The 22,103-nt window shown below is 58.0% G+C and carries 22 protein-coding genes; 9 read left to right on the top strand and 13 right to left on the bottom strand.

The features are described from left to right. The 5 genes from SLH47_RS02520 to rlmJ form a co-directional block, all read right to left on the bottom strand. Entirely contained in the window at nucleotides 1-732 is a 732-nt protein-coding gene (locus tag SLH47_RS02520; RefSeq protein ID WP_320237766.1) for a transporter substrate-binding domain-containing protein, read from the bottom strand. 22 nt (nucleotides 733-754) lie between these two features. Beyond that, a complete protein-coding gene (locus tag SLH47_RS02525) occupies nucleotides 755-1,528 on the bottom strand; it encodes an amino acid ABC transporter ATP-binding protein (protein WP_320237767.1) in 774 nt (257 codons plus the stop codon). A gap of 87 nt (nucleotides 1,529-1,615) precedes the next feature. Next, nucleotides 1,616-2,368, bottom strand: coding sequence for a phosphate/phosphite/phosphonate ABC transporter substrate-binding protein (locus tag SLH47_RS02530; RefSeq protein ID WP_320237768.1), 753 nt, complete (start codon nucleotides 2,366-2,368; stop codon nucleotides 1,616-1,618). Then, the gene (locus SLH47_RS02535; RefSeq protein WP_320237769.1) at nucleotides 2,365-2,802 is read right to left on the bottom strand and encodes a TerB family tellurite resistance protein; all 438 of its coding nucleotides are present in this window, start codon (nucleotides 2,800-2,802) and stop codon (nucleotides 2,365-2,367) included. The genes SLH47_RS02530 and SLH47_RS02535 overlap by 4 nt, the downstream gene beginning before the upstream one ends. Nucleotides 2,803-2,807: 5 nt before the next feature. Beyond that, complete coding sequence (gene rlmJ, locus SLH47_RS02540; RefSeq protein ID WP_320237770.1) at nucleotides 2,808-3,599, bottom strand: 23S rRNA (adenine(2030)-N(6))-methyltransferase RlmJ; 792 nt, start codon at nucleotides 3,597-3,599, stop codon at nucleotides 2,808-2,810. Between the two features lie 116 nt (nucleotides 3,600-3,715). Between rlmJ and SLH47_RS02545 the strand changes: the two genes are divergently transcribed. Continuing rightward, nucleotides 3,716-4,453 carry a MipA/OmpV family protein gene (locus tag SLH47_RS02545; RefSeq protein WP_320237771.1) on the top strand — a complete coding sequence of 246 codons (738 nt, stop codon included), beginning with the start codon at nucleotides 3,716-3,718 and terminating at the stop codon, nucleotides 4,451-4,453. Between the two features lie 555 nt (nucleotides 4,454-5,008). Then, nucleotides 5,009-6,583 (top strand): phosphate ABC transporter substrate-binding/OmpA family protein, encoded by a 1,575-nt coding sequence (locus SLH47_RS02550; protein ID WP_320237772.1) that lies wholly within the window; start codon nucleotides 5,009-5,011, stop codon nucleotides 6,581-6,583. Between the two features lie 206 nt (nucleotides 6,584-6,789). On the opposite strand, the gene SLH47_RS02555 is transcribed toward SLH47_RS02550, so the two are convergent. The 3 genes from SLH47_RS02555 to SLH47_RS02565 form a co-directional block, all read right to left on the bottom strand. Next, on the bottom strand, nucleotides 6,790-8,433 hold the full coding sequence (locus tag SLH47_RS02555; protein ID WP_320237773.1) for a CTP synthase: 1,644 nt from the start codon (nucleotides 8,431-8,433) through the stop codon (nucleotides 6,790-6,792). Nucleotides 8,434-8,592: 159 nt separating this feature from the next. Next, nucleotides 8,593-8,946 (bottom strand): preprotein translocase subunit SecG, encoded by a 354-nt coding sequence (gene secG, locus SLH47_RS02560; protein WP_320237774.1) that lies wholly within the window; start codon nucleotides 8,944-8,946, stop codon nucleotides 8,593-8,595. 76 nt (nucleotides 8,947-9,022) lie between these two features. After that, complete coding sequence (locus SLH47_RS02565; protein WP_320237775.1) at nucleotides 9,023-9,418, bottom strand: DUF6524 family protein; 396 nt, start codon at nucleotides 9,416-9,418, stop codon at nucleotides 9,023-9,025. 139 nt (nucleotides 9,419-9,557) lie between these two features. Here SLH47_RS02565 and SLH47_RS02570 point away from each other — a divergent pair, with 139 nt between their 5' ends. Further along, a complete protein-coding gene (locus SLH47_RS02570) occupies nucleotides 9,558-10,850 on the top strand; it encodes an adenylosuccinate synthase (protein WP_320237776.1) in 1,293 nt (430 codons plus the stop codon). A 5-nt stretch (nucleotides 10,851-10,855) separates the two neighbouring features. After that, the gene (locus SLH47_RS02575; protein WP_320237777.1) at nucleotides 10,856-11,074 is read left to right on the top strand and encodes a DUF2842 domain-containing protein; all 219 of its coding nucleotides are present in this window, start codon (nucleotides 10,856-10,858) and stop codon (nucleotides 11,072-11,074) included. An 82-nt stretch (nucleotides 11,075-11,156) separates the two neighbouring features. On the opposite strand, the gene SLH47_RS02580 is transcribed toward SLH47_RS02575, so the two are convergent. After that, on the bottom strand, nucleotides 11,157-12,977 hold the full coding sequence (locus SLH47_RS02580) for a hypothetical protein (protein WP_320237778.1): 1,821 nt from the start codon (nucleotides 12,975-12,977) through the stop codon (nucleotides 11,157-11,159). Nucleotides 12,978-13,106: 129 nt separating this feature from the next. Here SLH47_RS02580 and SLH47_RS02585 point away from each other — a divergent pair, with 129 nt between their 5' ends. After that, nucleotides 13,107-13,775, top strand: a complete 669-nt coding sequence (locus tag SLH47_RS02585) for a thiamine diphosphokinase (RefSeq protein ID WP_320237779.1) — start codon at nucleotides 13,107-13,109, stop codon at nucleotides 13,773-13,775. Here the strand turns inward: SLH47_RS02585 and SLH47_RS02590 are convergent. From SLH47_RS02590 to SLH47_RS02605, 4 genes are read right to left on the bottom strand one after another with little or no spacing between them, the layout of a single operon-like run. Beyond that, complete coding sequence (locus tag SLH47_RS02590) at nucleotides 13,717-14,628, bottom strand: DMT family transporter (RefSeq protein ID WP_320237780.1); 912 nt, start codon at nucleotides 14,626-14,628, stop codon at nucleotides 13,717-13,719. The genes SLH47_RS02585 and SLH47_RS02590 overlap by 59 nt on opposite strands. A 37-nt stretch (nucleotides 14,629-14,665) precedes the next feature. Beyond that, a complete protein-coding gene (locus SLH47_RS02595) occupies nucleotides 14,666-15,157 on the bottom strand; it encodes a DUF6886 family protein (RefSeq protein WP_320237781.1) in 492 nt (163 codons plus the stop codon). Nucleotides 15,158-15,165: 8 nt separating this feature from the next. Next, a complete protein-coding gene (locus tag SLH47_RS02600) occupies nucleotides 15,166-16,539 on the bottom strand; it encodes an L-serine ammonia-lyase (RefSeq protein ID WP_320237782.1) in 1,374 nt (457 codons plus the stop codon). Further along, entirely contained in the window at nucleotides 16,539-17,225 is a 687-nt protein-coding gene (locus SLH47_RS02605; protein ID WP_320237783.1) for a glutathione S-transferase family protein, read from the bottom strand. The genes SLH47_RS02600 and SLH47_RS02605 overlap by 1 nt, the downstream gene beginning before the upstream one ends. 216 nt (nucleotides 17,226-17,441) lie before the next feature. Between SLH47_RS02605 and rpiA the strand changes: the two genes are divergently transcribed. The 4 genes from rpiA (at nucleotide 17,442) to SLH47_RS02625 (ending at nucleotide 21,818) form a co-directional block, all read left to right on the top strand. After that, nucleotides 17,442-18,230, top strand: coding sequence for a ribose-5-phosphate isomerase RpiA (gene rpiA, locus SLH47_RS02610; protein ID WP_320237784.1), 789 nt, complete (start codon nucleotides 17,442-17,444; stop codon nucleotides 18,228-18,230). 36 nt (nucleotides 18,231-18,266) lie between these two features. Beyond that, complete coding sequence (locus SLH47_RS02615; protein ID WP_320237785.1) at nucleotides 18,267-19,706, top strand: FAD-dependent oxidoreductase; 1,440 nt, start codon at nucleotides 18,267-18,269, stop codon at nucleotides 19,704-19,706. Nucleotides 19,707-19,785: 79 nt separating this feature from the next. Continuing rightward, on the top strand, nucleotides 19,786-20,937 hold the full coding sequence (gene hflK, locus SLH47_RS02620; protein ID WP_320237786.1) for an FtsH protease activity modulator HflK: 1,152 nt from the start codon (nucleotides 19,786-19,788) through the stop codon (nucleotides 20,935-20,937). Beyond that, nucleotides 20,937-21,818, top strand: a complete 882-nt coding sequence (locus SLH47_RS02625) for a protease modulator HflC (RefSeq protein ID WP_320237787.1) — start codon at nucleotides 20,937-20,939, stop codon at nucleotides 21,816-21,818. Before hflK ends, SLH47_RS02625 begins: the two co-directional genes overlap by 1 nt. The last annotated feature ends 285 nt before the right edge of the window (nucleotides 21,819-22,103 follow it).

Genomic DNA, 22,103 nt, shown 5'->3' on the forward strand with positions numbered 1-22,103 from the left:
TTAGTAAAGCGTGATGTCGTCGCCGAACCATTTGACGAGCATCTCGTTGAGCGTGCCGTCTTCCTTCATCGAGGTGATCGCCGCATCCATCTTTTCACGCAGCTCGGTATCGCTTTCGCGGATACCCATGCCAATGCCACCGCCAAGCGGGACACCTGCGCCCACGAACATCAGCTCACCACCCGAGGCTTCGACGATGGGGGCGAGGAAGTCTTTGTCGGCGAAAACCGCGTCGGCTTCACCGGCGCGGACGGCAGCGATAGTCTCATCCGGGGTAGGGAATTCGAGCAGGGCGGCACCAGTTTCGGTCACGTAACCGGCCTGGATGGTGGCGGTCTGAGCGGCAATCACGCCACCTTCCAGATCGACATCCTCAGATGCTGCGACAAATGCAGACTCGGTTGGTGGATAGTAGTTCTGTGTGAAATCTATGACTTCATCACGTTCTGCGGTGATCGACATGCCCGCGATGATTGTATCGTAGTTGCCCGAAACGAGATTCGGGATGATGCTGTCCCACTCATTGGTGACCCATTCACAGGTCAGCTCGGCACGGGCGCACATCTCATCACCGACCTCACGCTCAAACCCGTCGATTTCGCCATCGTCATTGAGGAAGTTGTACGGAGGGTAGGCGCCCTCGGTGCCCATGCGCACGACGGAATGGCCGTCGGCCAGCGCCATGCCAGCGGTCAGTGCGAGTGCTGCCGTGGAAAGGATCAGGTTCTTCATTGGTAGTCTCCCAGTTGAATGATTAGGATGCCGTTGCGGACAGAAAGCCGCGCAAGCGTTCGGTTTTTGGGTGGCCGAAAAGCACGTCGGGCGGGCCTTCTTCGGCGATCTTGCCTTGATGCAGAAAGACGACATGATCGCTGACATCGGCAGCGAGGCGCATGTCGTGGGTGACGATGATCATGGTGCGGCCTTCGGCGGCCAGATCCTTGATCACTTTCACGACTTCCTGCTCCAGTTCGGGGTCAAGCGCGCTGGTCGGTTCGTCGAACAAGAGCGCCTTCGGTTCCATGCACAAAGCCCGCGCGATGGCGGCGCGCTGTTGCTGGCCACCGGAAAGCTGTGCGGGATAAGCGTCGCATTTATCGCCGATCCCCACTTTGTCGAGGTATTTGCGTGCCGCCGCCTCAACCTCGGCCCGGTCGCGTTTCAGGACCGTCAGCGGTGCCTCCATCACGTTCTGAAGGATGGTCATATGGGCCCAGAGGTTGAACTGCTGAAACACCATCGAAAGGTTGGTACGAATACGGATCATCTGTTGATGATCCCCCGGATGCCTGCGCGACCCCGTGCCTTTCCAGACAACCGGCTCACCGCAAAAAAGGATATCGCCCTGCTGGCTGTCTTCCAGGAGGTTGGCGCAGCGCAAAATGGTGGATTTGCCGGAACCCGATGAGCCGATCAGCGACACGACATGCCCGGCAGCGGCAGTAATGTTGACACCCTTGATCACCTCAAGATCGCCATAAGCCTTATGCAGGTCGCGGATATCGATAACGGGGGTGGAATCGGTCACGTTGGCGGGCAGCTTTTTCTTATTGACCGCGGGATTAGGGCCTATTTCTTAACCATTTGCAATCGCATTCGGCGGATTGACGTGTGGTCAGACGGCATTTGCATGCGGTGCAGGCGGAATGGGCAAATCATAGGCGTCTGGGGGCAGTGCGACGAGGGCGCGCAGTCCAAGCGACTCTCTATCTTCGGGGTCCAAAGCGTCAATCGCAGCGCGCAGTGCTTGGAAAACCGGCAGTGCCGGAACACTTTTCGCCGCGATGAACGGGAGGCCAGGTGTAGGTCGGGTCTGTTCCAGTATTCGGAGCCCATTCGTTTCTCCGGCGTTTGCGAGGCTGTGATATGTCACCGCGTCAATGGCGGCAAAATCCGCCGCACCCCGCTGTACGGCATTCATCGACGCGCGATGCGATCCAGTGATCATCTGTGGGCCTTGCAAAACCTCCGGCCGCTCTAAGGCCAGAGCGGCCCAGCCCGATTGCGATAAGGGATCGTTCAACGCAAAGCGGCTGCTGCAGAAGGCCTCAAGATCATCGCGAGCATCATCTGAACGGGCGATGATGACACTCCGGTAGTAGCCGGGCGGACAGCCCTCAACCCCGTAGTCAGGTGTGCCAATCAGTGTGACGTGATCGCGCAAGCGGCTTCGGTAAGGAAGGCTGCAGGTCTGCGACAGAACAAGGTCCGGCGTGCGCCAATGGTTGAGCAAATCGCCATCGATGTGCGTCAGCGCATCTGGCGCCGCGATCCCAGCCGCCCTCAGATAGTCTCTTACAAGAACCCAAAACCGATCATGTGCTGCCTCTGTGCCGGGCAGCGCATACATCGGCAGGCTGGCAATCATCCGGCGCTGACGCGCAGCCGTGCAGCATGGCTATCCTGATCCGACACGCCAAGAAGTGAGGCCGCCATGCGCATCATGCTGTCTTCCTCATCGTCGCGCACGCCGTCTGCCATGACAACCGCCCACATCGCCTCGACCACGCCGACCCGCTCCTCATAAGCGACAGCATCCTTAATTGCGCGGGTAAAGCGCACGGTGTCCGGCGCCTCGGCTTCTAGCGCCTCGGCCTCCTGACGTAACGCCGCCGCAGCGCCTGCATCAAGTCCATAGCGGCGGGCGAGGCTTTGGTCGATCTGCGCGATTTCGACGGCGGCATAGTCGCCATCCGTGCGCGCAATGCGCACGAGAAGTGCCGCAAGCGCCAGTCTGGCGTCAGTTTGCGCAAGCGGCGCGGGTTCGGGGGCGGTCAGTCGCCTGAGAAGATCACTAAACATCCCCGTTACATAAGCGCCTGTTGGTGATCTTCAAAGAGTTTAGAAAGGCGTGCCGCTTCCCGGGCAAATCCGTAAGGCGCGTTCACGACGAAAAGCCCCGATCCGACCATCCGATGACCTGACCGCGCAGGTGGGAACTTCACTTCGTGCACATGCGCATCAGGGATCGCTGAGGTCAGCGCGCCAATCATCGGCTTGTGCGGTGCGCTGTCCAAGATCGGATACCACAGCACGAGGACGCCGACCCCCCATTTGCGGTGGATCTTGGTCAATGTCGCTGGAATGGTCTGATAATCCGATTTCACCTCATAAGACGGATCCACCAGCAACATGCCGCGCCGTGGTGTGGGCGGGCAAAGGGACAGGGCCATGTCCAACCCGTTTCGTTGTTTGGGCTCGGCGCCATAACCCGCCAAGGCGGTTTCAAGCGCCGCAAACTCCTTTGGATGTAACTCGCAAAGGTGCAACGTATCACTGGCGCGCAATATCTCCGCCGCGATCAGGGGTGAGCCGGGATAGGCATACGGCCTGCGGCTTTGTCGCACCCGCTCCAAAACGCGGCGGTACGGATGGTCCGGCGGGAACCAATCTTTGGTGCGCCCGATCCCTTTGGCCGCCTCACCCGTCTTCACGGATGCCGCATCCGATAAATCATAAAGACCGCGCCCCGCATGCGTCTCAAGATAGCTGAGCGGCTTGTCCTTGCGCGTCATATACGCCAAGGCCCAAGCTAGCAGGCTATGCTTGTGCACATCCGCCAGATTGCCTGCATGATAGATATGTTGATAAGACAGCATGCTTTCGCCCGAACCTCTGCATTCCAGCCCTAACCATTGTGCAGGATACTGCCAAGGGGGCGTTGCCGAGACGCAGGGGCGGGCTACCTGTCGCGCAGTGAAAAGAGAGAGCCGCGATGCGCCAGATACTAATCCCGTTTTTGTGCCTGCCGGTGATGGCGCATGCGCAAGAAGCCAACGGAATTGCCTTCACCCTTGGCCTCGGGGCGCAGTCACAACCGGGCTATTTCGGTGCGGACGACAATGAGGTCGGACCGACAGGAGATTTCGATTTCGAACGGCTACAATTCGGCTCAATAAGCCTGGGCGGTCGTTCGCGTGAAGGGTTGCGCTTTAGCGGCTCGGCACGTTTCATTGGGGAACGTTCGGCGGATGACTATCCCGAGCTGGAGGGGCTCGATGATATCGATTTTTCAGTCGAGGTTGGGGGTGGCCTCGAATTCAATAGACCGGATTACGAGCTGTTCGCAAAACTGCGTTACGGCGTGATCGGACATGAAGCACTGGTTGCGGAACTTGGCGGTGATCTGATCGTCCGCCCCGATGACCAGGTCACATTACGTGCCGGGCCGCGGCTTTTGTGGGGCAGTGAGGACTTTACCCAGACCTATTTCGGCGTCAGCCCTGAAGAGAGTGCCGCAAGCGACTTCGCGACGTTTGAGGCCGGGGCGGGTCTGGTCAGCGCGGGTGTCGAGGCCGAGGCAACATATCAGTTCGACGATACTTGGGGTGTGGCAGGTAAGATACGGTATGACCGGCTGCAGGATGACGCAGCCGACAGCCCCATCACCCAATCCGAAGACCAACTGACCGGCAGCATCGTCGTGACGCGGCGGATCAGTTTCGGATTTTGACTGCGTAGGCATAACCTTGGGCTTGGCTGCCCGAGAGACGGGCTTGCCGGATCGATGCTGCCCTTCAGCTTTGCGGCTCAATGACAGCTTTCTTAATGCGTCGAAAAGCTAACTCCGCAGCGCGCTCCAATTATGACGAAGATAGAACAATCGCATGTCGCTGCGCGGACATTTCAACTTTGTCGGCGGCATCGCTCGCCAAATCGTCGGTATCTTCACCGATTGACGAGGATGGTCTTGGTCACCCATGAGGCAGCGGGCTGATGGCGAATAAGGTGTTTTCCGGACAACTTATGCTATTTTGCTCAATATATGTTCATGTATAGCAAAAAAATTACACTAAAAATTTATATTTAAAACAGTAATTTGTGTGTATTGCTGCAGCAATATCTATTTTTTGCACCTATTTTTTGCACTTTTGTAAAGGTTTTGTGACAATTGCCCTACTTTCTCCGCATTTATGGATACGGTCCAGAGTCGCATTGAGTAGCGCTCATCAAAAAGGGCCATCGTCATGTTGGTCGATGCCCCTCGAGAGCGAAGTTAGGAGGTATAATGACTCAGTTTTCACGACGTATAACGCTTGGCATGCTGACGCTTGTCGGAGCATTTGCCGGCACGGTCCCGGCGCTGTCACAACAGGTGACGCTCACGTCCAGCGATGGCTCTATCAATCTGACGGGCGACCTCAGAGAAGTCCGCGACAATGCTTACCTGATATCCACCGTGATGGGCGATATGCGTGTCTCATCAGAAGGCGTGACATGCACCGGGCAGGCCTGTCCAAAAACGACCACATCCGAGGCAGCGCTTTTGGTCGGAGGATCGGATACCGTTGGCCTTGGTCTGATGCCATTAATTCTAGAAGGCTATGGCAGCTCACTGGATGCCAAAGTCAATATCGATCCCACAGGAACGGTCGACGAGGTTGTCGCCAGTATTGTCCATGATCAGGGATATGGCGATGAGATGGGCAGCATTCTCGTCAACTCGACAACCTCGAGCGACGGGTTTCGCAAGCTTTTGGCCAATGAGATCGAGATTGGTATGGCCTCACGCAGGATCAGACCGGCCGAAGCCCGTGCATTGCGTGACGATGGCGCAGGCAACATGATCAACCCGGCGCAGGAACACATCATCGCAATCGACAGCCTTGTTCTTGTGACAAACCCTGAGAATGACATCGACACACTTACGGCTGATCAGGTCCGTAGGATTTATGCCGGTCTGATCGCGAACTGGGCCGAAGTTGGCGGGGCTGATCTGCCAATCACGGTCGTGACCCGCCCTGACGGGTCCGGAACACGTTCTGTCTTCGAAAGCCGTATTTTCGGCGATAGCGGGCTTGCCCCTTCGCGCAATGCGATCATTGCGCAATCCAACCAAGATGCATCGCGCACAGTGATCGAAAACCTTGGCGCCATCGCTTATGTTGGCTACGCGTTTCAGCGCGATGCCCGCCCTGTCACGCTGATCAATGATTGTGGCATCGCCACTGAACCGACAGCTTTCAGCGCCCGGACCGAGGAATATGCGTTGCAGCGGCGTCTCTATGTTTACTCACGCGAAGACACGCTGTCAGAGGAAGGCAACGCCTTCCTTGACTACGCAACATCCGAAGCCGCAGACACCGTGATCGGCAAGGCGGGTTTCATCGGCTTCGCGGTGGATCGTCGAGAGCAATCTCTCGAAGGGCGGCGCGCACGGGCCTTGCTTGACCCGAATGCGGATGCTTATGAGGCACGTTTCATGCGCAGCATGCTAAGCCAGATGGCAGATTACGACAGGCTGTCTACAACCTTCCGCTTTCGCACAGGTTCGTCGCAGCTCGATGAACGCGGTCGGATCGATCAGGACCGGCTAATCAACTATCTGGCACAGCAACCCGCCAATACAGAGGTCGTCATGGTCGGCTTTACCGATGGCGTCGGACAGTTCGACAGCAATTTGAACCTTTCGGCACAACGTGCAGCGCAAGTTGCTGCAGAAATACGTGAAACCGCTGGCGACAAGCTGCCCCATGTGACAATTCAGTCAGTCGGCTACGGCGAGATCGCGCCTTCTGGTTGCAATAACACAGAGGAAGGTCGCCGGATCAACCGCCGTGTTGAGGTTTGGATCAAATCGTAAGCATGGATCAGCTGGACCCCCTATAATGAACCGACGGACAGTTGCGCGATCATGACTGTCCGTCGATCGCACGAGAAGTGAACAGGTCTGGCCGGTGGACAATCATTCGCACCTTGGCAGTCCTCGCTTCTGCAGGTCTTGGTAGTTCGCCCCTTTGAGCCGTTTCTGCAAAATGTGGTGTTAGTCACTCAGGCAAGCCTGGCGGCCTAGACTAGGCGCGATGTTTCAACCGCGGCCCTTACGAAATCGGCAAAAAGCGGGTGCGGTGCAAAGGGCTTTGATTTCAGTTCGGGGTGGAACTGCACGCCGATAAACCAAGGGTGATCTTTCCATTCCACAATCTCCGGCAGTTTGCCGTCAGGTGACATGCCCGAAAACTGCAGCCCGGCCTTTTCCAACGTGTCGCGATACTTGATGTCGACCTCGTATCTGTGGCGGTGGCGTTCCTCGATCGCGGTCGCGCCATAGACCTCTGCCACTTGTGAGCCGTCGGTCAGCGTGGCGTTATAGGCGCCCAGGCGCATCGTCCCACCTTTGTCATCATCGGCCTTGCGGGCGACCTTGTGATTGCCCTGGACCCACTCCTTGAGGTGATAGACGACCGGTTCAAAACGCTTCTTGCCCGCCTCGTGGTCAAACTCCTCGGACCCCGCCTTTTCCAGACCTGCCACGTTGCGGGCCGCTTCAATTACGGCCATCTGCATGCCCAAACAAATGCCCAAATACGGGATCTTGCGCTCACGAGCGAATTGGGCGGCCTTGATCTTGCCTTCCGTGCCGCGTTCTCCAAAGCCACCGGGGACGAGGATGGCGTGAAAGCCTTGCAGGTGTGGGGCGGCATCGTCGTTATCGAAAAGCTCCGCATCGACCCATTCGATCTGCACCTTGACGCGGTTGGCCATGCCGCCATGGGTCAGTGCCTCGGCAATGGATTTGTAGGCGTCTTCGAGTTGTGTGTATTTGCCGACAATGGCAACCTTCACCTTGCCTTCGGGGTTATGAATGCGGTCATAAACATCGTGCCAGACATCCAGTTTCGGAGCAGGGGCAGGTGAGATGTTAAAGGCATCCAGCACAGCCTGATCCAGCCCCTGTTCGTGATAGGCCAATGGCGCCTCATAGATCGACTTGAGGTCATAGGCCGCGACGACGCTTTGCTTCCGGACATTGCAGAAGAGCGCGATCTTTTCACGTTCCTTGTCCGGAATTGGCTGTTCGGACCGGCAGACGAGAATATCGGGGGCGATTCCGATGGATTGCAGTTCCTTGACGGAGTGTTGGGTGGGCTTGGTTTTCAATTCGCCCGATGCCGCGAGATAGGGCAGCAAGGTCAGGTGCATGAAGATGCATTGGCCGCGCGGTTTGTCATGGGCGAATTGGCGGATGGCTTCAAAGAAAGGCAGGCCTTCGATGTCGCCGACCGTGCCGCCGATTTCGCAGAGCATGAAGTCAACCTCATCTTCACCAATCGCGATGAAGTCCTTGATTTCATTGGTGACATGCGGAACCACCTGAATGGTTTTGCCCAGATAATCCCCGCGCCGCTCTTTTTCGAGCACGTTGGAATAGATGCGCCCGGAACTCACCGAATCCGTTTTACGGGCGGGCACGCCTGTGAAACGCTCATAGTGACCAAGGTCGAGATCGGTTTCGGCCCCGTCATCGGTGACGAATACCTCACCATGCTCAAATGGGGACATCGTGCCGGGGTCGACGTTGAGGTAAGGGTCAAGCTTGCGCAGTCGCACGGAATAACCGCGCGCCTGCAAGAGCGCCCCCAACGCCGCCGATGCAAGTCCCTTTCCGAGAGAGGAGACAACGCCGCCAGTTATAAATATGAAACGCGCCATTGGCTGGGAACTCCCGTGAAAATGTCCAAATCTTGTGGGAAAGCGAAGGTCGAATTTCGCAGTATCACGGGATTTAAGCTCTAGCGGATTCGGACCGCCGAGGCAACCGCTGACCCAACATCATGTTGCTGTTCGTGGCCTTGCGGCCACTGATTGTGGTTATTCGCCCGCTGGGACGAGTGGCGCGTCATCCAGAGATGGCGGCAGGAGGCTGTCCCCAAGCCCAGGCACCGGTGCGCCCTCATCATCCGCCTGAATGCCCAGCCTATCGGTCACGGACGATCCCGCCGTATCGCTCGCTGAAATCAAGGTTAGCGCAATAGACGTGCAGATGAAGGCTGACGCGAGGATCCATGTAAACTTGCTCATCGCCGTGGGAGCCGGGCGTCCGCCGGTCGCGCCACCGCCACCGCCACCCATGCCAAGCCCGCCCCCTTCAGAGCGCTGCAAGAGCACCGTGCCAATCAGGCTGAGCGCCAGGATCAGGTGGATGATGAGAACGACGTTTTCCATAAGGGGCCTTTCAGGGCGTTCGCGAACACGCGGTATCTAAAAGCTGCGCAGACTTCCCGCAACCCCCGAAAGCCCCTTATTCGTCGATGTCATCCACGTCAGTTTGTCCGGTGAGACGGCGCCGCACGATTGACCAGCTCAATCCAATGGCAAGAACAATCGACAACGCAACGATTGCGATCCAGGTATTTACGGTCGGGTTATCGAGGCTGATGACGCCTTGGTCAAAGAGTACCCACAATATCGTGCCCACGACGGCAAGGATCAGCACCATCCCGAATACCCCAATGGAGCGCAACGTTGCGCGCAGATAGATGATGTAGCCCACCAGCAGGATCAGCCCAAAGAGGACGGTCATCGACAGGTTGGTCTCGTAATTGTCCAGGCTCCACCGCACGAAGTTCCATGCGGTCGGGTTGTAAGTGGCGGCCAGCAGTACAAAGGCAAAGACCCACCTGATCAGGAAACCCATGATATCCCTCGCGTCTTGTTTGGGCGACCATGGCGAGGTGGTTTGATCCTGTCCAGTCTGCGCGAACCCAAATTTGCGGTTTCGCGCCGGGCATCGCGCCGATATAGGGGGCACGCTGCTGCGAAAGGGGAACGTGTATATGGCAAACGTGGTCGTCGTCGGCGCCCAATGGGGCGATGAAGGCAAAGGCAAGATCGTGGACTGGCTTTCGGAACGCGCTGATGTGATTGCGCGCTTCCAGGGCGGGCACAATGCGGGCCATACGCTTGTCATTGATGGTGAGGTCTACAAGCTGCATGCCTTGCCTTCAGGTGTCGTGCGCGGCGGCAAACTCTCGGTCATCGGCAACGGCGTTGTGCTCGACCCCTGGCATCTGATCACGGAAATCGGGACGTTGCGTGGGCAGGGTGTGGCGATCACGCCTGAGACGCTGATGATCGCCGAGAATACGCCACTGATCCTGCCGTTCCATGGTGAGCTTGATCGCGCGCGTGAGAGCCAGAACTCCGTGGCCAAGATCGGGACGACCGGTCGTGGGATTGGTCCTTGCTATGAAGATAAAGTCGGTCGTCGGGTGATACGCGTGGCCGACCTCGCTGATGATGCGACGCTTGAGCTGCGCGTTGATCGCGCGCTTGTTCATCATGACGCTTTGCGGCGCGGCCTTGGGCTGGGTGCGATCGACCGTGATGGTTTGTTAAAACAGCTTCGCGAGATTGCGCCAGAAATCCTCGCCTATGCCGCACCGGTCTGGAAGGTGCTGAATGAAAAGCGCAAGGCGGGCAAACGTATCCTTTTCGAAGGCGCGCAGGGTGCGCTGCTTGATATCGACTTTGGCACATATCCCTTTGTCACCTCGTCCAATGTGATCGCGGGGCAGGCCGCAACAGGCGTTGGGATGGGGCCCGGTGCCATCGATTTCGTCCTCGGGATCGTAAAGGCCTACACAACACGCGTGGGTGAGGGGCCGTTCCCGACCGAGTTGGAAGATGCCGACGGGCAACGCCTCGGCGAACGCGGTCACGAGTTCGGCACCACGACAGGGCGCAAGCGACGCTGTGGCTGGTTTGATGCCTGTCTGGTGCGGCAGACCTGCGCGACATCCGGTGTCTCCGGCATATCTTTGACCAAGCTTGATGTTCTCGACGGATTTGAGACGCTGAAGATCTGTGTCGGCTATACGCTTGACGGTGAGATGCTTGATTATCTGCCAACAGCAGCGGATCAACAGGCACGTTGCACGCCAATTTACGAAGAAATCGAGGGCTGGTCGGAATCGACCGAAGGCGCACGCTCCTGGGCCGATCTGCCTGCGCAAGCGATCAAATATGTGCGCCGGATTGAAGAGTTGATCGACTGCCCCGTTGCCCTAGTTTCCACCTCACCAGAAAGGGAAGACACCATTCTGGTGACAGATCCATTTGCGGATTGAGGGTGATGACGTACAAGGCGCGCAAAAAGCTTGCATTATTTGTTCTGGTGGTCGGGCTTCCGGTTTACATCATTATCGCTGTGACGATTATGAGCCAGGCATCGCGCTTTCCGTTGGTTGTAGAGTTCCTGATCTACCTTGCCCTTGGGATCGGCTGGGCCTTTCCGTTGAAATGGGTCTTTAAGGGGATCGGCCAGCCGGATCCGGATCAAGAGAGCGGTTGATCAGGCTCCAAAATTGAGCGCTTATCGTCGGAAACGAAAAAGGCGGGGAAGTACCCCGCCATTTCCCTATCATGTCTAAAGATCAGCCTTGCGCGGCTTGGTTGCCAGGGCGGAAGCGTGTGTCCTCTGCCACCTGAAAACGGCCGTTGTTCAGCTTGATGATCCGGCTTTGGCGCAGCAGACGCCCGAATGACCGCAAGCCATCCTCGCGGGTGAATTCGTTAGGAGAGGCGGTTTGCACCTTTTTCATGACTTGTGGGCGCGAGAAATCCTCGTCCCCTTCCACGAAAGCGATGTAGGCAGCAGCGGCTTCAAGCAGATCGCCCAGTTCAGTGGCACCCTGTTGCGCTGCAAATTCGGCAAACCCGCCTTTGGCGGCGCCTCCGCCATCTTTCTGGGCTGCGATCTGGCGCAGGCGGGCAGAGGCTGCATCAAGCGTGGTCGATGGTTGCTCAACAATCTGCGACGAGACGAGCTTAAGCGGGGCAGGTGCAGCACTTTCCTGAGGTGCATCAGCTTCTTCGACGGCGTCGGCCGCAACCTCGCCAGTCAAATCATCAGCGGATGCATCCAAGGTCTCTTCATCGCCGGAATTGTCATCGGCATCTTCGGCATCAAGCGCGCCAAGATCCTCGCGGAAAACCTCGTTCTTGTCACGGGCTTGCGCACCGGCATCGCCAAGTTGACGTGCGGCCTCCGTTGCGGCAACGGCGGCCTTGAGTTGGGCGAACGCGTCGCGGTGACGGCGCCCCTCAGGCTCATTCAAACGCTCATCGGTTTGCGACATGATCCGTGTCATGCTCTTGTCGACATTGTCGAGAACGTTTTCGTGCTTTGAACGTTCCTCTTTCTCTTCAATGATCTCTTCGATTTCGCGCTGTGCCTCCGCGACCTCTTCCTTGAGGTTGAAATCGCCACCGTAATCGCCGCCGCGCGAGGGCACTTCCTCGGATGCAGTCAGGACAAGCGGGCCATCCGCGTCATCTGCCGATGCTGCGTCTTCGGCGCGATCCTCCGGGGCGAGCTGCAGCACGTCATCATCGGCATCTTCGTCTAGGTCTTCTTCGCCTTCAGCAACGACATCCTCAGCTTCCGCAACGACATCATCTTCCTCTTCGGCGAATTCCGCATCAAGTTCGGCCAGGTCGTCCGCGCTGACCGCGTCCTCTTCGTCCTCGTCCAGATGCAGTTCAACGCCGGCCTCTTCCGCTGCACGCTCCGCATTGCGTTTGGCCAGATCGGCAAGCCGCTGGGCAAGCGGGTTGACACCAGCGACAGGTGCAGCCGGCTTAGCCTGCTCTTCTTCGTCGGCGTCCGGTGTGGCGCTTCCATTGTCGACGACGGCGCGGATGCGCTGCAGTCGTGCGGCGACGCTGTCATCCTCGTCAATCTCTTCGACTTCTGACGCCTCTTCCGCGACATCTTCCATCTCAGCCGCATCGATATCGTCTTCGTCGATGTCATCACCGGATTTCAGAACAATCGTGTCATGCTCATCAACCAGCGCGTCTTCTTTTTCGTCCTCGGCTACCTCAGGTGTCTCGAGATCATCCTCAAGATCTTCCTCGGCCAGATCCAGATCGTCGGCGTCATCCAGATCGAGAAGTTCATCTTCAGCAATATCGCTTTCGGCCTCTGCAGCAGCAACGCGCAAGCTGACAGAGTTTCCTTCACCAGTCGCTTCAACAGGCGTGCCCACCTGCTCTGCGGTCAGTCGCGCAAGCGTGTCCATATCTGGCGCCTGCGGATCCATATCCATGAAACGTTCATGCCCAGCCAATTCGTGAAAATACGACACCACCGCCTTCATGGTTTCGACCGAATCGTCAAAGCCTTCCAGGCGGCAAGAAAAGTTGCCATACGACACGGCAAGAATTTTGGGGGAGTCGTCCATGTTTTTCATATGCTTTCCATTGGTTTTGGCCGCTGTCCGATGGACATCAATTGGTTCTTAATCGAGAACAGCATGACGTTACCTTCGCGATCATTTTGTGACCGTTTTGGGGAATGTTTGTGAATCAGGATGTAATCGATGATACCGGATATCATTGTTTCCAGCGATAGCCCAGTCTGCTTTGTGGGTGGCGGAGAAATCAGTCAGGCGCCGCTCGACACTGTTTTTCCCAGTGTTTCAAGCTTTGTAGGCGTCGACGGCGGGGCAGATCATCTGCTCGACGCGGGAATATCGCCCGCCGCGGTGATCGGCGACTTTGACAGCCTGTCCGACCGCGCGCGTGCCACATTTTCGGACGTCTTGTGCCATGTGGCCGAGCAAGAGACGACGGATTTTGAGAAGGCGTTGATGCGGGTAGAGGCCCCTTTGATCTACGCGGTGGGATTTACCGGTGGGCGGCTCGACCATACGCTTGGGGTGCTCAATGTGATGGCACGGTATTCAGATCGCAGCGTGCTCTTGGTGGATGACCAAGACGTTTCCTTTGTCCTATCTCGCAGTCTGGACAACCTGCTCATGCCTGCCGGGGCCCGTATCTCATTGATGCCGCTCGACAACTTAAGAGTGACAGCAACTGGACTACGTTGGCCGCTGGAGGATTTCGCGATGCATCCCGCAGGACGCACAAGCGGGTCAAATGCTGCGACAGGTGATCCAATTTCCGTTCAGACGAACGGGCCGCTTCTTGTCACGTTGTCGCGGGCGCATCTGGCGTCCGCTGAGACAGCCGCCGCTCACGCAAAATGATGTAAAGCCCCGCGCCAATTGTGATGCAGATGCCTAAGGCCGCCAGACCATTGGGCAGGTCCGCGAAAATCAGCCAGCCGATGGCGGTGCCGAAGGGGATTTCGAGATATTGCATGGGGGCCAGCGTGGCCGCAGGCGCAAAGCGCAAGCTCCAAGTCATGAACAGATGTGCCAGTGTTCCAATGACGCCGAGGCCCAATAGCAATGCCCACGTCGTGGCAGAAGACGCCATATCGGCTTGACCCAGCTGTGTTGGTCCAAAGATCAGGAACGGGGCCAGCATGAGCGTGGCCTGAATGCCGCTGATCGCCTGCAGTTTGATCGGATCGACCGCGCGCGCGATCTTGCGGGTGACCATCATGAAGAGTGCAAAAATCACCGCAACGCCAAGCGGTAAAAGGGCAGGGTATCCGACCTCGATAAAGTTGGGCTGGATGACCAGCAATGTCCCCACAAACCCGATGGCGCAGGCCACCATCCGATGCAAACCAACATGTTCACCCAGCGCAAAATGCCCTAAAATCAGCATGATAAAGGGCATAACGAAAGCGATGGCTAACGCATCAGCCAATGGCAGGTATTGCAGCGCGCTAAACATCAAACCGATGCCGAGGATATGTAAGACCGTTCTCACAAGGCTCCATCCCAGCACCCGAGGTGGAAGTCGAAAGCCCTGACCTGCCCAGACCACAATCGGCACAAGGATGGCCGCCTGGATAGCAAAGCGCGCAAGAACCAGCAGACCAAGTGCAATTGTGCCGCCCAACAGCTTGGCAATGCTGTCGCCCAAGGGCGCTAGCACACAAAACGCGAGCATCAGCATCACGCCAAGAAAGGGACGGTCCTTTGTCATTCGGGCACCTTAGGTCCGCAAATCTGAAACGAAAAGGTCAGTTCCAGTCACGCGCATTCCGCAATCGAATGCCACTGACATGAAGGCTGGTATCCCAGGCCGATTTGAGCGGCGCAAGCGTCGGCAAGGCGCGCAATGTGACGCCGGCACTGGAGAGAGCGATCGGCAAGTTGTTGATGACACGCATATAGCTGGGTTGGATGGGTGTGTCTGCGACGTACATACCAATATCGTCGAGGGATCGAAAGGCCGTGCCGCGAAAACCGTATTGATAAAGCCTGCCGCGCGTGATCTGGGGCATCCAGCGCTTTTCCACAAAGGCGACTTGACGAGCGCCTTGCAGCCAAATGCGCTGATCAACGGTTCGGCTTTGTTTCGTCCGCCACATCAGAATGCGCGGACACTCGCGCGGGAAGAGGTAGAGGAATGCGTGATCAGGTGCTATGGCCCAAACCAACGGTCGCCCCAAACGCGATGGCCGCGGATCAAAGCGGCGAATGTCCGGTCGATCGCTGAAATGACAAAGCATGTGTCACCTTAGCAGTTCGGCACATTCACGGCGAGGCCACCAAGGGCGGTCTCCTTGTATTTCTCACTCATATCCGCGCCGGTCTGGCGCATCGTTTCAATCGCCACGTCGAGCGAAACAAGGTGCACGCCGTCACCGCGCAGGGCCAGTGATGCCGCCGACACAGCCTTGATCGCCCCCAGGCCATTTCGCTCGATACACGGTACTTGCACCAGCCCCTTGACCGGATCGCAGGTCATGCCCAGATGATGCTCCAGCGCGATTTCTGCCGCATTTTCAATCTGTTCCGGCGTGCCCCCGAGAACCGCCGCAAGGCCGGCTGCGGCCATCGCAGAGGCGCTGCCCACCTCCGCCTGACAGCCGCATTCGGCACCGGAGATCGAGGCGTTGAATTTGATCAATCCGCCGATGGCGGCGGCGGTCAGCAGGAATTCCGGCACCTGTATTACCGAGGCACCCGGCACGTGGTCGAGCCAATAGCGGATCGTTGCGGGTACAACGCCCGCGGCCCCGTTGGTGGGGGCCGTGACCACTTGCCCGCCTGCGGCGTTCTCTTCGTTCACAGCCATCGCGTAGGTTGACATGTAGTCGTTGATCGTATGCGGGGCGGTTAGGTTCAGCCCGCGTTCTGCCTGCAGCGCGTCATAAATGCCCTTGGCCCGGCGGCGGACCTGCAAACCGCCGGGCAGGATGCCTTCGCTTGTCAGCCCGCGATCGATGCAGGCATTCATAACGTCCCAGATACGCGCAAGGCCGCGATCAAGATCGGTATGGCCCATGCGCGAGACTTCGTTGGCCCGCTTCATCTCGGCAATGGTCTTGCCCGCCATGGCGGCCATATCCAGCATCTCTTGCGCGGTGTGGAAGGGAAACGGCACCGGCGCGCCGGTATCGGTGTCTTTACCTGCTGCCAGTTCCGCCGCCGTCAGGACAAAGCCGCCACCGATGGAATAGTAGGTAACTTCGGTGATCACATCGCCCTGCGCATCGGTGCCCCGCAGGATCAGCCCATTGGCATGGCCAGGCAAGGCGGGCCCATAGTCAAATTCCAGATCGTCTTTAGGATCAAATTTGAGTGTGCCAAGACCGTCTGGGGAGACAGTATTTTCGGTCTTGATCCGCGCGAGCTCCGCCTCGGCCTTGTCGGCATCATAATCATCGGCGCGAAACCCGGCGAGGCCCAGGATAACCGCGCGGTCCGTCGCATGACCAACGCCCGTGAAGGCGAGGCTTCCATGCAGCGAGGCGCGCAAGCCGACCACGCGAAAAGGCTGGGCGCGCAGATGGTCTAAAAACCGGGCCGCGGCCACCATAGGCCCAATCGTGTGCGAGGATGACGGCCCGACACCCACCTTGAACATATCAAAGACAGACAAGAACATCAGACAGCACTTCCCTCTGGCGGGTCACAGGGTTGCGGTGCGGAAAATGGCTTTGCGCCCAAGCCTTCCGCACTGGCCGCGCGTTGAACGGCCTGCCGCTTTTCAATACGTTCAGCAAATTTCAGGAGGCGCGGCCACCGCGCGAGATCAAACCAATCAGGCGATCCGCCATAGATCGCACACCACCGCAAAAGCGGCCCCAGATAGCAACCCTGAGCGGTGCCCTCATCAGCATCAATCCAAGATGCATGTTTCGCGTCGTTCAGCAGATCAAGCTTGTCGACAAGTCGCCTTCGCGTCGCGGCCCGAAGCGGCTCGACCTCGCCCGTGGTGTATTGGTCCGGGTAGAACAACATGCGTTGGGTCCCGTGCAATGTGTTCGACAACCAGAACAGCCATTGCAGCGCGTGAGCGCGGTCCGGGCTGTCCGGCGGCGGCATCAATTGCTCGGCCGTATCTGAAAGCCAAAGCAAGATGGCCGCGGTCTCAAAGACTGGACCGTGCGGTGTTTCCAGCACGGGGATCAGCCCGTTGGGGTTCAGCGCGAGATAGGCCTCGGATCGCTGGGCCTGCTTGCTGCGATCCACGAGGACCGTCTGATAGGGTGATCCCAATTCTTCCAAAGCGATCCGCACGCAAAGGGACGCGTTGTCAGGTGCGTAATGTAAGCGCAAGGTCTGAGCCATGGCGCCACACTATGACCTTCCAACCGGCCCGCCATGCCAAAAGCGACGCCTCAGGCCGCTTTCACGTTTCATCGATATCCGAGTGACCAACAGATTTTTCACGACGGCTTGCACAGGCAGCGAAATCCAAAGACCAATCACCCCAATGAGATTTGGGGTCTCGCACCCGGCAGATAACTTGCCTATAACGCACAAAGCATCTGCCGGAGCCGCCCCATGTCCAGTGAATTATCGCCCATCGATACGGCAAAGTTCGTCGCTGCAAAGCAGGCCACCGAATATGTCGAAAGCGGGATGAAGGTGGGCCTTGGCACGGGATCAACCGCCGCCTGGCTGGTGCAGTGCCTGGGTGAGATGGTGCGCGATGAAGGATTGCGTATCAAAGGGGTGCCGACATCCACCCGCACGGCAAAGCTTGCGCGTCAGGTTGGCATTGATGTCATCACACTTGATGAGGCGCGGTGGCTGGATATCACGATTGATGGTGCCGACGAATATGACGAAGACCTCTGCCTCATCAAAGGCGGGGGCGGGGCGCATCTGCAGGAAAAGGTGGTTGCGACTGCGAGCGAGCGGATGATCGTCATTGCTGACGCCTCGAAGAAGGTTGATCGGCTTGGCGGATTTCCCCTGCCAGTCGAGGTGCTGCAATTCGGCTATCGCACGACACAGGACCTGATCGCCGAAACATTGATCGGCATGGATGTGCTGAACCGCGATATCAGCCTGCGAATGAACGGGAACACACCTTTTGTGACCGACGAAGGAAACTACATCCTTGATCTGCATCTCAAACGCATCGGCAATCCGCGCCAGTTGAGCCTGACGCTCAATCAAATTCCGGGCGTTGTTGAAAACGGGCTGTTCATTGATATCTGCGACATGGTCATCGTCGGTCATGCCAATGGCAAGGTCGAGGTGACAGACATCACCAATGGTATCAATGAAGTGGTTCGTTTCGATGTGCGTGACGACGACAATATATTCGTCAATATCGCTGACTGACACCGCTGCCATACCAAAGTTAACGGAGCCTGCCACATGACTTTTGATTACGACCTTTTTGTCATTGGAGGCGGATCCGGCGGCGTACGCGCGGCGCGGACGGCCGCCGCGACAGGGGCCAAGGTCGGTTTGGCCGAAGAATACCGCATGGGCGGCACCTGCGTGATCCGCGGTTGCGTGCCGAAGAAGCTGATGGTGTTCGCGTCAAGCTTCTCCGAGATGTTTGAGGATGCGCGATCCTATGGGTGGGACCTGACCGATGGTCCGTTTCACTGGCCGCATTTCAGCGAGAAGCTGAATTCTGAGCTTGATCGGCTGGAGGGGATTTATCGCAAACTTCTGGACGGGTCGAACGTTGCGATCTTTGATGGTCGCGCATCGCTGAAGGATCCCCATACCGTCGCGCTTTCGACGGGTGAAGAGATCACGGCCAAACACATTCTCGTGGCCACGGGCGGCCGCCCGGTCGTGCCAGAAACACCGGGGGCAGAGCTTGGGATCACATCCAACGAGATCTTTCAACTGAAGGAAATGCCCAAATCCATCCTTATCATCGGGGGTGGATATATCGCCTCGGAATTCGCCGGCATCCTGAATGGTCTGGGTGTCAAGGTCACGCAGTTCTATCGCGGCGCGCAGATCTTGCGCGGTTTTGATGATGAGGCGCGCGGATTGGTGGCAGAGGGGATGCGCGCGAAGGGGATCGATCTGCATTTGGGCACCAACATCGTTGAGATGCGCGCGGCAACCGAGGCCGACCTTTCAGGAGATCACAGTCATGGCGTGCCGATGGAAGGTGGCGTGCCTGCGCAATTACCCTCAAAGGCCGCTGGCCATGGTATCTGGGTGAAGGCCACAAACGGGACCGAGAAGGTCTATGATCAGGTCATGTTTGCGACGGGGCGCGCACCCAACACTTCGGGCATTGGACTAGAAGAAGCAGGGGTAGAGATCGGAAGACGCGGTGAAATCGTCGTCGATGACTACAGCCAGACCCGGGTGCCGTCGATCTATGCCATCGGCGATGTGACCAACCGCGTGCAGCTGACACCCGTCGCGATCCGCGAGGGAATGGCCTTTGTCGAAACCGTGTTCAAGGGCAACCCAACGCCGGTGGATCATCACCTGATCCCGTCAGCTGTGTTCACCCAACCGGAATTGGGTACAGTGGGCATGACCGAAGAAGAGGCGCGCGAGATTGAGCCGGTTGAGATATACTGTACCTCGTTCAAGCCGATGAACCACGCCTTTGCCGGCCGCGACGACCGCGTTTTGATGAAACTTGTGGTCAGCAAAGAGACGCGCAAAGTGCTTGGCTGTCACATCGTGGCGGATCATGCAGGCGAGATGATCCAGCTTGCCGGGATTGCCGTGAAGATGGGGGCGACGAAAGAGGATTTTGACCGGACAGTGGCCGTGCATCCGACCATGGCCGAGGAGCTTGTCACGATGAAGGAACCGATGCGCACCGCTTGATTTCGCGGGGCGAAGACACACATGGCATTCCAACGGTGCAGCACGCATGCACCTCGATGAAAGGAAGCAAAGGAAGACAATGGCAGGTAATTCTGGGGGCCCTTGGGGCGGCGGCGGCAACAACGGATCAGGCGGGGGTGATGACAACCGCGGCGGTGGCGGTCGCAGGCCAAATAATGATGGGCCGAATATCCCTGAAATTGACGATCTGGTGAACAAGGGCCGCGAGCAGCTACGCGTTCTGATGGGCGGTGGCGGCCAGGGTGGTGGCCGTGGCGCAGGGGGTGGCGGCGGTGGTCCGCAATTGACGCGCGGCACTGTCGGGTTCGGTTTGCTTTTGGCCGTGGCGGGCTGGCTTGCCATGTCATTCTACACGGTGCGCCCCGAAGAACGCTCGGTTGAGCTGTTGCTTGGTGACTTTCTCGAAATCGGGGACCCCGGTTTGAACTTTGCGCCTTGGCCGATTGTCACGCGTGAGGTGATCCCGGTCACGACGGAACGGAATATCGACATTGGAACCAGCCGGGCCGGCATGGATGCGGGGCTGATGCTGACCGGGGATGAGAACATCGTTGATATCGACTTCCAGGTTGTGTGGAACATCAACGATCCCGAGGACTACCTTTTCAACCTCGCCAACCCACCGGCCACGATTGAAGCGGTGGCAGAGTCGGCGATGCGCGAGATTATCTCGCAATCCGAACTTGCGCCGATCCTGAACCGTGACCGGGGCGCGATTGCCGATCGTCTACGCGATCTGATCCAGACGACACTGGATAGCTACGACTCAGGTGTGACGATCATCCGTGTGAACTTTGACAAGGCCGACCCGCCTGAACCCGTAATCGCCTCGTTCCGCGCGGTGCAAGACGCTGAGCAGGAACGCGACCGGGTGCAGAACGTCGCCGATGCTTACGCCAACCGCGTCGTTGCTGAAGCGCGTGGTCAGGCAGCGCAGATCCTGGAACAGGCCGAAGGTTACCGCGCTCGCGTCGTTAACGAGGCCGAAGGTGAGGCATCGCGCTTCCTGGCCGTTCTGACAGAATACCAAAAGGCGCCAGAAGTGACGCGCAAGCGTCTTTACCTTGAAACCATGGAAAACGTCCTGGGTGGCGTCGACATCATTCTGCTGGATGAGACCAATGGCGGCGGCGGGCAGGGTGTAGTCCCGTATCTGCCACTGAATGATCTACGCCGGACACCGCAACAAACTGCAGGAGGGTCAAACTAATGCGGAAATCAGCATTTCTTTTGCCCGCGATTGCGGTGGTTCTCATCGGGGCGCTGTCTTCGATCTTTATTGTCGACGAACGCGAGAAGGCGCTTGTCCTTCAGTTCGGCCAGATCGTGAAAGTGCAGGAGGAGCCCGGGCTCGGTTTCAAAATCCCGCTCATTCAAGAGGTTGTGCGCTATGATGACCGTATCCTCAGCCGTGATCTTGAGCCGCTCGAAGTAACGCCATCCGATGACCGGCGTCTGGTTGTCGATGCCTTCGCGCGCTACCGCATTCTGGATGTGGAACAGTTCCGCCGTGCGGTCGGTTCCGGCGGCGAAGATGCGGCGGCCCGCCGTCTGGACAGTATCTTGCGCGCCGAAACACGTGAGGTACTCGGTTCTGTGAGCTCAAACGACATCCTGTCAACGGATCGTGCCGCCTTGATGCTGCGTATCCGGAACGGTGCGATTGCAGAAGCGCAGGCCCTGGGCCTGCAGGTGATCGACGTGCGCCTCAAGCGCACTGACCTGCCGCCGGAAAACCTCAACGCGACCTATGAGCGGATGAAGGCGGAACGTGACCGCGAAGCGGCTGACGAACGCGCACGCGGTAACGAAGCAGCCCAGCGGATCCAGGCGCAAGCCGACCGGACCGTGATCGAGCTTGTTTCGGACGCGGAGCGCCAGGCCCAGATCATCCAAGGTGAGGCCGACGCCCGCCGAAACGAGATCTTTGCCCAAGCCTTTGGCGCGGACCCTGAATTCTTTGAGTTCTACCGCTCAATGACGGCCTATCAGCGCTCACTTCAGCCCGGCAACTCGACCATGGTCCTGTCGCCTGATAGCGACTTCTTCAACTACCTGAAGTCCGATCAGGGGAACGGTTTGGGGCAATAGCTCTGACCCACAAACGCATGAATGAAAGGCCGGCCGTCGCGCTGGCCTTTCGTTTTTCTTAGGCAAATGCGGCTATGACAGCGATGTAAACATGAAATCACATGCAGTTGAGCGTTTGGTGCGCAAGTTTGCGTTGCACAATATGCGCGCTACATAGATCATCGTAGGACAATCGCGCAGCCCCCCGCGTGCGGCGCAACTCAGTTTATAAGGAGATTTGCCCCGTGAAATCGACGGAAGCAAAAACAAAGGCAATCGCAATTCAGAATGATCATGGGCGCGCGC

The organism is Cognatiyoonia sp. IB215182 (assembly GCF_033963905.1).
Classification (GTDB): Bacteria; Pseudomonadota; Alphaproteobacteria; order Rhodobacterales; family Rhodobacteraceae; genus Yoonia.